This window comes from Flavobacterium melibiosi, assembly GCF_048158545.1.
Lineage (GTDB): Bacteria > Bacteroidota > Bacteroidia > Flavobacteriales > Flavobacteriaceae > Flavobacterium > Flavobacterium melibiosi.
Genome location: NZ_JBLNKU010000003.1, coordinates 353,951 through 365,920, shown reverse-complemented (window position 1 = coordinate 365,920; position 11,970 = coordinate 353,951). Strand labels below are relative to the sequence as shown.

Here is an 11,970-nt window from a genome sequence, read left to right as displayed (position 1 = left end):
AATGAAAATAATTTTTTCAATAGCAGTCCTTTTAGTATTAGCCTTAACGCTGCAATCATTTAATCAGAATTTTGATTTAAAAGCAAGTATTGTGCGCGGTAAATCGGTCTATAATACACAATGCGCATCGTGTCATATGGAAGACGGAAATGGTATAGAAGGCGTTTTTCCACCATTATCAAAATCAAATTATTTTAAGGATAAAAATCGATTAGTAAAAGTTGTCACTATCGGATTACGTGGACCAATCGTAGTTAATGGCGTAAATTATGATGGAGAAATGCCAGGTAATAAATTAACTGATCAACAAGTGGCTGATGTTTTAAACTATGTCAGAAATTCATGGGGAAATGAAGCTAAAGCGGTTTTACCAAGCGAAATACAACAAGCTAAAAAAGCGGCTTCAAAGGATTATCACGCCTATTAGTTTAATGTATTTTAATTCGTTACATAAGAGAATTTATAAATTATAACTATTTACTAAATGGTATCAAGACGTCAATTTATTAAAAATACAGGTAAAGTAAGTTTTGCATTATGGTTAGGAGCTACTTCTAATGGTTTTGCAAACGCAGCTTTTATTACAGATGCACCTAGTAATTTTACTCCTTTTATAAAGATCGAGAAAAGTGGAAAAATAACAATTTTCAATACTAAGCCTGAAATGGGCCAAGGTACTTTTCAATCTGTTCCAGCTCTTATAGCAGAAGAATTAGAAGTTTCACTTGATGCAATAACCATTGTTCAAACTAGTGGCGAGAAACAATTTGGCGGCGGTCAAGCTGCTGGAGGAAGTTCTTCTATCAGAGGAAATTATGATGCGTATAGAAAAATTGGCGCTGCCGCAAAAGAGATGCTGGTTAAAGCAGCCAGCGTTAAATGGGGAATTGGAATTGAGTCTTGTTATGCCGAAAATGGAAGTGTACATTCTAAGCTGTCCAAGGAACATCTTTCTTATGGCGAGTTAATCGAAGAAGCTTCAAAATTAGAAATCCCTAAAGAACCTAAACTTAAAAACAAAAGTGATTTTAAGATTATCGGGAAATCAATTCAAAGACCAGATATACCCTTGAAAGTTTCTGGAAAAGCAGAATATGGAATTGATGTAGAAGTTCCTAATATGGTATATGCTACTGTGTTTAGATCTCCGGTAATCGGTGGTACTTTAAAAAGTTTTGATGCTGATGCGGCCTTAAAAATCCCCGGAGTCATCAAAGTTGTGGAAGCTAAAAGAACTGTTGGAAAATATGAATATTCCGGAGTTGCAGTTATTGCTAAATCGTACTGGTCAGCCCTTCAAGGTAGGAAAGTATTGAAAGTGGAATGGGATACAAATGGATATGAAAATTTCAATTTATCCGAGTATGAGAATAAGTTGCGAAACCTTTCTGAAGAAGCTGGTGTACTGGATAAGAATATAGGAAATGTAGAAAGCGTTAAAACGGAACCTGAAAATTCAGTTGAATCCTTTTACGAAACTCCTATGGTGGCTCACCATACACTCGAACCGATGAATTGTATCGCACATGTAAATGGTGAAATGGTGGACATATGGACCTCTACTCAGGTTCCTAGTGCTATTACTGGTTCAGGACCAAATGACCTTCATAGTCAAATTGGTATAAAACCAGAGAATATCACTTTACATTCCAAATTTATTGGAGGCGGATTCGGCAGAAGATTATATACGGATTATGTTATTGAAGCCGTAAATATTGCAAAGCAAATAGAGCAACCGGTAAAAGTAATTTGGTCCAGAGAAGATACCACACAACATAGCGCATTACGTCCTATGACTTTCTCACAGTTGAAAGGTGGCTTCTCAAAAGAAGGAGAATTAATTAGCTTTCAACATAAAGTGATAAGCCCTTCTTATTTTGATTCGGTAGGTCCAAATTTCGATAAAACAAAAGTCGATGCGATTATGATAGAGGGAATTGGAGAACAGGCTTATCAAATTCCAAATATTAAAACGTCGTATGTGTATGCTGATTTTCATGTGCCTGTAGCGGCATGGAGATCGGTAACCAGTTCAACAGTCGCTTTTGCCCATGAATGTTTTATTGATGAATTAGCACATAAAGTCAAAAAAGATCCTTTGGATTTTAGATTACAAATGCTAAACAAAGATTCCGATACCAAAAGAGTTTTATTGAAATTAAAAGAAGTCTCCAATTGGGACAAACCATTACCAAAAGGAAAAGGCAGAGGTGTTGCGCAATGGGAATTTTTTGCGGGGTTGTGTGCCCATGTAGTCGAAGTATCCGTTACAAATGACAATACTATAAAAATTGATAAAGTTTATGCAGTAATTGACTTGGGAGAAGTCGTGAATCCAGATAATGTAAAAAATCAAATTGAAGGATCCATCGTGATGGCTTTGACAGCTGCTGTAAAAACAGGAATTACCATTGAGAACGGGAAAATAAAGCAAAGTAATTTTCACGATAATCCAATGATACGAATTCATGAAACACCAGAAATTGAAGTACATATTCTTGCAGATGGCGGAAAAATAAAAGGCGTGGGTGAACCCGGCTTACCTCCTTTTGCACCGGCATTAGCAAATGCCATATTTTCAATTACAGGGAAACGCATTAAAAAGATGCCTTTTGACCTTAAATTATCCTAAATATTTATTTATAATTCCATTAATTTTCAAATGAAAGAACTTCAAGAAATTATTAAAAAATATGACGTTGCAAGTCAGAAAAATATAAAATCAGCTCTAGTAACCGTAGTTCATTTAGATGGTTCCTCCTACAGAAGACCCGGAGCAAGAATGTTAGTGAATGATGACGGAAGAATTACCGGTGCCATAAGTGGTGGTTGTTTAGAAGGTGATGCCTTAAAAAAAGCCTTATTTGCCATTTCTGAGCAAAAAAACACTCTTTTTACCTATGACACTTCAAAAGAAGATGATTCAGAAATGGGAATTCATTTAGGATGTGAAGGTCTTATACAAGTATTATTCGAAAGCATCGATTCTGAAAAAGAAGACAACCCAATACAATTATTGAGTAAAGCATTAGCAGTTCGTCAAAAAGCAGTTCTGGTCACTTTATTTGATTTGAATAACAATCAAAATCTTCAGCATGGTACATGTTTGCTGTTGGAAGAAAATGGAACTCTTTCCGGTAAAATACCACTGCAACAATTTGAAGATGTTGTTTTAAAAGACATAACCGATGTCATGCAAAATGGTGAATCTGTTTTCAAACAATATAAATCAGGTGACGTATCTGTGACGGCTTTTTTCGAATTCTTGCATCCGCCAGTTTCCCTTGTGGTATTAGGAGCAGGAAATGATGCCATTCCGCTTATGAAGTTTGCAGATGTCTTGGGATGGGATTTTAGAATTGTAGACCGAAGAGATACACATGCCAACAAAGAAAGATATCCTACAGCCTCACAGATTTTAGTGGCTAATCCAGATGTTGCTTTACAGCATCTTACGTATGACAATCGTACTTTTTTTGTTTTAGTAACGCACAGTTACAAGTGTGATTATTATATGTTAAAATCATTATGTGCTGCTGCTGTCCCTTACATAGGCATTTTGGGACCTAAAAAGAAGTTACATCGCATGCTTGAAGAAATACAACATAATGAAGGCATCCATTTAAATGAAGATAAAGTGGCAACAATTTATGGTCCGACAGGTTTAGATATTGGAGCAGAAACACCCGAAGAAATTGCACTTAGTATTATAGCGGAAATTCAAGCGGTATTGACTGGAAAAATGGGTGGTATGCTAAAAACGAAAAATGAAGTCATTCATTCCAGAGACTCATTAGACATTCAAATAGAAGATATCAAAATTTATAATGCATCATAAAATAAAGCAATGTGGTATAATTATTTTGGCAGCAGGTTCTAGCAGTCGGATGGGCAGACCCAAACAATTACTTGAATTTGATGGTATGACACTCTTAACACGGGTCTCAAAAATGGCTTGTCAATCAAAATTATATCCCGTGATTGCCGTTTTGGGTGCCAATGCTGATTTGATTCAAGCTCATCTCGATATTGCAGGACTTGATATTGTACTTAATGAAAACTGGGAAGAAGGAATGGCTAGCTCTTTACGAAAAGGGCTTTTTTCCATGAATGAAATGTATCCTCAAGTTGATGGCGTCATAATACTTGTGGGCGATCAACCTTATATAAATAATCAGCATATAGAACAACTGATTGATGCTCAAAACGAATCCGGATTGCCAATTTCTGCCTGTTCATATGCCGGTATTATGGGAACTCCTGCCCTTTTTCACAAAACGATTTTTCCAGAACTGATGTTGCTTGAAAGTGATATTGGTGCGAAAAAAATCATCGAAAAAAGAAAACAGGATGTAGCTACAGTACATTTCGATAAAGGAGTTATTGATATTGACACAGTAGAAGATTATGAAAATTTACGCAACGAAAAAGAATAAATATGCTTGTCAATACATTCAATAGAATCCATGATTACTTGCGCATTTCGTTGACCGATAAATGTGACCTTCGTTGTTTTTATTGTATGCCGGACGAAGTAATCCTATTAAAAAAAATCTATCCTTGACAGAGAACCAACATTTCATAACGATCAAATTACTTACTACCTCAAACACTTAATCAAGAAAAAATAGTACCTTTAATACATGAAAAAGCATCATACTATTATTATTGCCGGAGCCGGTGGAATTGCGGAAGCTGTTGGTTTGTTACTGATGGAATGGAGCGAAGTAACTCCTACTCTTTTTATTGGTGACAGAACCCATTCAAAAGCAAAAAAAGTAGCCCATTGGATTCAAGAAGGAACAACGAAATCGGGATTTATTCAAGACTTTCATCTTACTGAAAAAGGCCTGACGGATGAAATGAGAGTAATTTTACGTCAAGGAGATATCATTCTAGACTGCCTACCGGGTAGCCAAGCACCAAGAATAGCACAGTTTGCCAAAGATTTTAATCTACATTACGCCAATCTAACGGAATATGTAGCAGAAACGGAAGAGATAATAGCTTTGGCAAAAGATGCCAAAACAGGTTTTGTACTTCAAACGGGTTTAGCTCCGGGTTATATAGATTTACTCGCCAATGGTCTTTTTCAACAGTTTTGTATAGACTTTGAAGTAGATAAAGTAGATAATCTGGAATTTAAAGTTGGAGCACTGACCAATCATGCAGTTGCACCACATTTTTACGGATTTACTTGGAGTCCGGTGGGTGTGGCTACCGAATATCTGGAAGATACCATTGTACTTAGAAACTTTATAAAAACAACCCTACCATCTTTATCAGAAAGAGCAACTATTATTATTGATGGGATAACTTACGAAGAAGATCTTACTTCAGGAGGTGCAGCAGATTTACCCGATGCATTATTAGGAAAAGTTTGCTCACTTGACTACAAAACTTTACGGCATCCCGGGCATTATGCTTGGATACAAGAGCAACTTATTAATTTAGGAAATACACCTGACGCAATTAAAGGCTTACAAGAAAAAATGGAAGCCGTAATCCCTCATATTGAAGACGACAAAATTATTTTGTATGCTGCCGTAGAAGGCAAAGATGCAACGGGAATTTTGCGCAGACGAGAGATTGCAAAATGCATATTTCCTCAAAAAGTGGGTAAACATCAATTGAGAGCTATCCAAACAACTACCGCAGCGCCACTAGCACAAGCAGCACAACTATTACTCGAAACAACGCATAGCGGAGTTGTGTTGCAAAGCCAAATTGATCCGATACAATTTTTAAATGGGAATTATATAACATCTGTTTACGGTAAATTATAAATGTTACAAACCAATGTGTACAGCTGCATTCAAAATTTAGAAATAGAATTAGCTAATCAAGCGGAATTGAGATTGATTTGGTTTCCTTTAAATTGTTTGCGAGAGCACAATTAAAATTATTGCTATCAAAGCCAAAAAAAGACCTATAAAATTCTTTTTGGTTAATTTTTCCTTAAAAATAAAAATACCAACAAGGCTTCCAATAATAATTACGCCCATATTCATCCCTGCAAAAACAGTTGAGGGATTTTGAGCAAATTCTTTATGTGCTTTCAGATAGAAAAGAATATTTCCAAAATTGAAAATCCCAACCAAACCGCCAAAAAAAATGTTTTTAATGTTTAATGATCCTTTACTGATTGTCAGTTCATAAATAACAGCTACAACCATAATTACCAGCGCTATCCCAAAGACAACAAATAATGAGGTTGTATAGGGCAAACTTGTATAAAGGGCAATTTGTTTAAAAAGTATGTCTATTAGTCCAAAGCCAAGTAAAACTGTTAAAGGATAAACCCATTTATTTTCCCTGTTTTGGGAGGGCTTAGCGAGAATGAGCAATAATGCTGGAAATCCTACCAAAAGCGCGGTAATTTTTAACATATTAAAATCTTCTTTGAAGAGTAGCCAAGCTGCCAAAATAGGTATGAACAAAGAAAGTCGTTGAGCAGCATCGGTTTTTACAATACCCATGTGTTTTATGGATGCAGCCAGAAAAAGAAATATAGACGGTAACAAAAAACCTATCGTTATATAAATACCCCAAGGTGCCGAAGTTCCCACAGCATTAAGATCTGGACTGAAGAACAAATAACAAAGTACAAGAGCAAATATATAGTTTGAAGCTACAATTTGTGTATTGCTTACATTATAATTGCGTGAAAATTTAAAAAGCACACCAACAGTTACACTGCATATAATACTTAGGATAAGAAACAACATAGACAATATTTTGGCTGTAAAATTACTATTTTATGTTTTCTATATCGCTGTTTTATTAAAGAAAAGCTTTTTTAAGAAAATGATATCCTCTCCAAAAAACATTCTGGATTAAAGGAATGTAATACCTAAATTTTTATAATGTACAGAAGGTGACAATACCTATTTCTTTACTTTTGCATAAAGCATAAATCATTAAAATTATGGAAAAGGATTATTCTGTTGCGATATACCCTTCGGAAGCTATTATTTCATTGGTTAAATCGATGAAAGAACAATTGGCCAAGGAAGTAGGCTGGTTTCACAGTAAAAATTCAATTGGCCATATTACCATTTGTGAATTTAAGGCCACTGATAAACAAATTGAAATTATTAAAAATCAACTGGATCGATTTTGTGATATTTTACATCCAGTCAAAGTATGTTTAAATGAATTCAGTTGCTATCCAAATGGCGCCTTTTTTATTTCGCCCCATAAAGATTCCAAAAGTATTTTGAAACCCATAATGAAACGAATTCAGGAATCACTTCATATTCAAAATATGAAAAAAAGTAATGATCCACATCTTTCAATTGCACGAAGATTAACTCCGGAAAATCTTGAAAGAGCTAAAGCTTTATTTACAGCAATAGACATATCTTTTTTGTGTGATAGTATTGTTTTGCGAAAATTTGATGATAATATAAAACAGTTTATTGTAACCGACACCTTTAAATTCAATAACAATTCACAACCAGAGGGCATACAAGGAACTCTTTTTTAGAAATTAATCACTTTTCAACCATCCTGTAATACTCATTCTGGTATTTTGGGTAACCAAAACTTCATGAACTAATTCATCACTCTTGAAGAAAACAGTTTTACCCTGAGTAGGCGAAATTTTCTGATTATTATCCAATTGATGAATGAGCAATTCGCCACCGTCACTTTCTTGCCAATTGCTGTTTAAATAACTAATCATGGAGTATTTTCGGCTTGGATTATTCTTGAACTGATCCAAATGTTTCAAATAAAAGTCCCCCGATTCATACAAGGAATAATGAAATTCATAACCTGTTATTCCGGCATAACAACTTTGGTTCAGATAAAGAATAAATGCTTCTATTTGAGCAAAGAATTCATTTTCGAATGCATTGTTGTGTTTTTTGTCAAGCCAATAAATAGAATCACTTCGTATTGCACCATCATAAGAAAGTTTCTCAGAATTCCCAATTCCTGCAGCCATCAATAGGCTGTCCTGATTCAAAGTAAGCAAATTTTGTTTTAAATTATTAGCCAAGTCGGCACTCAAAAAATGTTCCGATATCCCAACTTTATTTTCAATATAAGAGGCAATTAAATCCTCAAAGCTATTTTCCATGTCTTTTTTATTGACTGCAAATACTGCCAACGTGACAAGGTAGACTAAATAAAACTGTTAGCGTCTCATTATGAAATAAATAAAAAATTATAACACAAAATCTTCCCCTTTAAAATTAAAAAGTCAAAAAGAAAACGTGATTTTAACCATATAAGGCATTTAAGAAACTTATAATTCCTTAAATGTCTTTTATGGTTTAATAAATAGTATGTTATTTATAATTTACTGATAAAGCTACCGTAAATATCCTTGAACTGATAGCCTTCAGAGAAGCGGTCTTTGCTTAGTTTTTTGTATTCTACCAATCCCCAAAGAATAAATTCTTTCATGAAAAATTTATCTTCTTTTTCCAGTTGTGGTTGGTATTTCTTGATTAAAACTTCCAGCGGAACAATACTTCCCAAGATTCTTTCATATTCTTCATCAGAACAATCGTCTAATAATTCAAAACCACTTTCAGCAAAAAACCATTCGATGATATCTGTATAAGGCGTTTTTTCGTCTTGTTTTTCTAATTTCTCAATTTTTGGAAAATAAGCCGGAAAGAAAGTATGGATGGCGTCTCCTAATAAATGTTGCGCTACAGCGGCAGCTCCCTCCTGCTCTCCTTCGTAAACCAATTCGACTTTTCCAGTAATGGCTGGAATAATTCCCATAAAATCAGATAACCGTAAGGTTGTTTTGTCTTCTCCGGACTTCAATGCTCTTCTTTCCGCTGTACTTAATAAATTTTCAAGAGCGGTAATACTCAATCTTGCACTTACTCCACTTTTATTATCAATGTATTCACTTTCTCTTGCTTCAAAACTGATTTGTTCCAATAAATCCCTCGCTAACGAAGGTACGTAAACCATATCGCTTTGTGCTGTATCCAATTTTGCTTCCTGTTCTGTAATGGTTCTGGCAATTTTAATAGTTTCCGGATAATGCGTCAAGATTTGAGAACCAATTCTGTCTTTTAATGGCGTTACAATACTACCACGATTGGTATAATCCTCCGGATTTGCAGTAAAAACAAATTGCATATCGAGTGGCATTCTCAACTTAAAACCACGAATTTGAATATCGCCTTCTTGTAAAATATTAAACAACGCTACTTGAATTCTGGCCTGTAAATCAGGTAATTCGTTGATAACGAAAATACAACGATTCGCTCTTGGAATCATCCCAAAATGTATCACGCGATCATCTGCATAGGACAGTTTTAAATTGGCTGCTTTTATTGGATCTACATCTCCTATTAAATCTGCAACAGTAACATCTGGCGTGGCCAGTTTTTCGAAGAAACGGTCGCTTCTGTGTAGCCATGAAATTGGAGTTTCATCACCCTTGATTTCAATTATATCTTTGGCAAAACGTGAAATCGGTTGCAACGGATCATCATTAATTTCCGAACCAGTCACAAACGGAATATATTCATCCAGCAATTCAATCATTTTACGTGCAAGTCTCGTTTTGGCTTGACCACGAAGACCTAATAAATTAATATTATGTCTAGATAAAATCGCTCGTTCCAATTCTGGAATTACGGTATTTTCAAAACCGTGAACGCCTTCAAAAGTTGGCTTTCCCGATTTAATTTTTTCTCTAAGATTAGAACGCAACTCATCTTTAATGCTTTTGCTTTCGTAACCTGATTTTTTTAATTCTCCTAGTGTTTTTATATTTTCTATTTTCATATGTGTAAATTGTCTTTCGTCTTGTTTTTTTCTCTAATCCTTTATTTTATTCTCTTCTTACGATTCGTTTCATAATCTTCAAAAATCATTTCGCCCAAACCTTTCAATCCGGTGTAAAATGCTTTTCCTTGATTGGCTTCGGTAAACCGATTTACAAATTTTTGTAAATACGGATCACTGGCAATCATAAAAGTAGTTATTGGAATGTGTAATTTTCGAGCTTGTTGCGCCTGGTTGTAGCATTTATCAACAATATATTCGTCGAGTCCATTACTGTTCATATAATAAGAACCGTCTTTCTCCCGAACACAACTCGGCTTTCCATCGGTAATCATGAAAATTTGTTTGTTGGTATTTCGTTTACGACGCAGGATATCCATAGCAAGTTGTAAACCGGCAACTGTATTGGTATGAAAAGGCCCCACTTTTAAATACGGTAAATCCCGAATTGCAATGGTCCAAGCATCATTCCCAAAAACCAGAATATCTAAAGTATCTTTTGGGTAACGTGTAGTAATCAATTCAGCAAGAGCCATGGCCACTTTTTTGGCAGGCGTGATTCGGTCTTCGCCGTATAAAATCATACTGTGACTGATGTCAATCATTAAAACCGTACTCATTTGGGATTTGTACTGCGTTTCTTCGACAACCAAATCATTTTCGGTCAACATAAAATCTGCTACTCCATTATTAATTTGGGCGTTACGTAAACTTTCGGTCAAAGAAATTCGTTCCAGTCCGTCACCAAAATGAAATTCCCGAAATTCACCCGTGTGTTCGTCTCCGTTTCCGGAATGTTTGGTTTTGTGATTGCCACTTCCAGAACGTTTTAAATTACCAAAAATATTGTCTAAAGCTTGTTGACGAATGGCACGTTCTGTCTTGGCGGTAATTCCAATTCCTGAAGTTCCATCGTCTTTGAGTTCATCGCGGATGTAGCCTTTTTTCTTTAAATCTTCAATAAAATCATCAATGGTATACTGTTCATCGGTGAGTTTATATTCTTTGTCTAATTCTCGCAACCAGTCAATTGCTTCATCAAAATCTCCTGAAGTATGTACGATTAATTCTTTGAAAATACCAAAGAGCTTATCAAACGGAGACTGAAATGGGGCTTCGTATTGCTTGAAATAAAATCCTTTTTTATTGTCATTTTTCATAGACTTTAAAATTACATCATTTTAAAATGTAGTCTAGACAAACGTTTATTAATTTTTAGTTAAAAACATTGAAACCATAAAAAGGAAGTGCTTAATCCCAAAAAGAAGCTAATTAAAAAATTTTCCATCAACGTAAAACCAACTTCCATTTTCGAGTTTGAAAGTAGAAAGTTCGTGATGAATTTGTTTTTGAAGTTTGCTATCTAAGAAATAGGCTTTAAATTCCACCTTATTCTCAGTGGTCTTTATAATTTCTAATTGAAGCCATTGATTACTGGTTGCCCAATTTAGAATTTCGGATTTTGAATTGTATTTTCTCTCAGAAACATGTGTTGTTGCCAATAAATAATCGGCTTCATGTGTCACATAAGCTGAGTATCTCGAACGCATTAAGGCTTCAGCTGTTGTGGCTTTTTTAAAACCTTTAATAAGGGGGGCACAACAGTCCTGAAAAATTTCTTGGGAACAGCAATAGCATTTTTTTTCAATCATTTTATAATAGCAAAAAATTTAAATTATATCGGTTACTTGTCCGTCAAGACCAATAATTTTTTGATGCAATTGATTCAATAATACTTGATACTTACTAATTTCTATTAAATCTTCATCTTCTTCGGCAAAGTCAAGCAATTCATCCAGTTCCTCACTAACTTCAACTAATTTATTGTTGGCTTCTCTGGCATTTTTTTCAGCAATAAAATCAATTATTTCCTGAACACCATTTTTTACTTCGCTAAATTTATTTTTTTCCATGGTGCTTCGTTTTAATTATTATCTAAAGGTTTGTTTTCATTAAACTTCTTTACAATTTGCTTCAATTTTTCCTTTCGCAGCATTTCAGCTTGTTTTACTTTATCCTGCGCTTTATGCAATTTATCGTTATGTTTTTTTATATTTCTTTCGTTATTTCTACCCATGTCATTTTTTTTAAATCATCAAATCAACTATCTCATTTGAGAACTCCTGCAAAGTTCGGGTTATTTATTCAAATTCAAATTGTTTTTAATTGGAGAGTTTAACATTTTAAAAATAGTCGATTTAATTC

General features: G+C 34.6%; 13 protein-coding genes. 6 read left to right on the top strand and 7 right to left on the bottom strand.

Annotated elements, in window-relative coordinates:
• The first annotated feature begins 1 nt into the window (after position 1).
• The 5 genes from ACM55F_RS05620 to ACM55F_RS05600 all read left to right on the top strand — a co-directional run bounded on the left by ACM55F_RS05620 (position 2) and on the right by ACM55F_RS05600 (position 5,786).
• The gene (locus tag ACM55F_RS05620; RefSeq protein ID WP_416852766.1) at positions 2–427 is read left to right on the top strand and encodes a c-type cytochrome; all 426 of its coding nucleotides are present in this window, start codon (positions 2–4) and stop codon (positions 425–427) included.
• Between the two features lie 57 nt (positions 428–484).
• Entirely contained in the window at positions 485–2,632 is a 2,148-nt protein-coding gene (locus ACM55F_RS05615; RefSeq protein WP_416852765.1) for a xanthine dehydrogenase family protein molybdopterin-binding subunit, read from the top strand.
• 30 nt (positions 2,633–2,662) lie between these two features.
• On the top strand, positions 2,663–3,838 hold the full coding sequence (locus tag ACM55F_RS05610; RefSeq protein ID WP_416852764.1) for an XdhC family protein: 1,176 nt from the start codon (positions 2,663–2,665) through the stop codon (positions 3,836–3,838).
• Entirely contained in the window at positions 3,828–4,436 is a 609-nt protein-coding gene (locus ACM55F_RS05605) for a nucleotidyltransferase family protein (protein WP_416852763.1), read from the top strand. Before ACM55F_RS05610 ends, ACM55F_RS05605 begins: the two co-directional genes overlap by 11 nt.
• A gap of 207 nt (positions 4,437–4,643) precedes the next feature.
• Complete coding sequence (locus tag ACM55F_RS05600) at positions 4,644–5,786, top strand: saccharopine dehydrogenase family protein (RefSeq protein WP_416852762.1); 1,143 nt, start codon at positions 4,644–4,646, stop codon at positions 5,784–5,786.
• 87 nt (positions 5,787–5,873) lie between these two features.
• Here the strand turns inward: ACM55F_RS05600 and ACM55F_RS05595 are convergent, their stop codons facing one another.
• Positions 5,874–6,728 carry an EamA/RhaT family transporter gene (locus ACM55F_RS05595; RefSeq protein WP_416852761.1) on the bottom strand — a complete coding sequence of 285 codons (855 nt, stop codon included), beginning with the start codon at positions 6,726–6,728 and terminating at the stop codon, positions 5,874–5,876.
• Positions 6,729–6,928: 200 nt separating this feature from the next.
• Here ACM55F_RS05595 and ACM55F_RS05590 point away from each other — a divergent pair, with 200 nt between their 5' ends.
• Positions 6,929–7,489 (top strand): 2'-5' RNA ligase family protein, encoded by a 561-nt coding sequence (locus ACM55F_RS05590; protein ID WP_416852760.1) that lies wholly within the window; start codon positions 6,929–6,931, stop codon positions 7,487–7,489.
• Between the two features lie 3 nt (positions 7,490–7,492).
• Here ACM55F_RS05590 and ACM55F_RS05585 read toward each other — a convergent pair whose 3' ends face one another.
• The 6 genes from ACM55F_RS05585 to ACM55F_RS05560 form a co-directional block, all read right to left on the bottom strand.
• The gene (locus ACM55F_RS05585; protein ID WP_416852759.1) at positions 7,493–8,086 is read right to left on the bottom strand and encodes a 2OG-Fe(II) oxygenase; all 594 of its coding nucleotides are present in this window, start codon (positions 8,084–8,086) and stop codon (positions 7,493–7,495) included.
• A gap of 215 nt (positions 8,087–8,301) precedes the next feature.
• The gene (locus tag ACM55F_RS05580; RefSeq protein WP_416852758.1) at positions 8,302–9,765 is read right to left on the bottom strand and encodes an AAA family ATPase; all 1,464 of its coding nucleotides are present in this window, start codon (positions 9,763–9,765) and stop codon (positions 8,302–8,304) included.
• A 41-nt stretch (positions 9,766–9,806) separates the two neighbouring features.
• On the bottom strand, positions 9,807–10,925 hold the full coding sequence (locus ACM55F_RS05575) for a vWA domain-containing protein (protein ID WP_416852757.1): 1,119 nt from the start codon (positions 10,923–10,925) through the stop codon (positions 9,807–9,809).
• A gap of 108 nt (positions 10,926–11,033) precedes the next feature.
• Complete coding sequence (locus ACM55F_RS05570; protein WP_416852756.1) at positions 11,034–11,417, bottom strand: YchJ family protein; 384 nt, start codon at positions 11,415–11,417, stop codon at positions 11,034–11,036.
• 18 nt (positions 11,418–11,435) lie between these two features.
• Positions 11,436–11,678, bottom strand: a complete 243-nt coding sequence (locus ACM55F_RS05565) for a hypothetical protein (RefSeq protein WP_416852755.1) — start codon at positions 11,676–11,678, stop codon at positions 11,436–11,438.
• An 11-nt stretch (positions 11,679–11,689) separates the two neighbouring features.
• Complete coding sequence (locus ACM55F_RS05560; protein WP_416852754.1) at positions 11,690–11,842, bottom strand: hypothetical protein; 153 nt, start codon at positions 11,840–11,842, stop codon at positions 11,690–11,692.
• Positions 11,843–11,970: the final 128 nt, after the last annotated feature.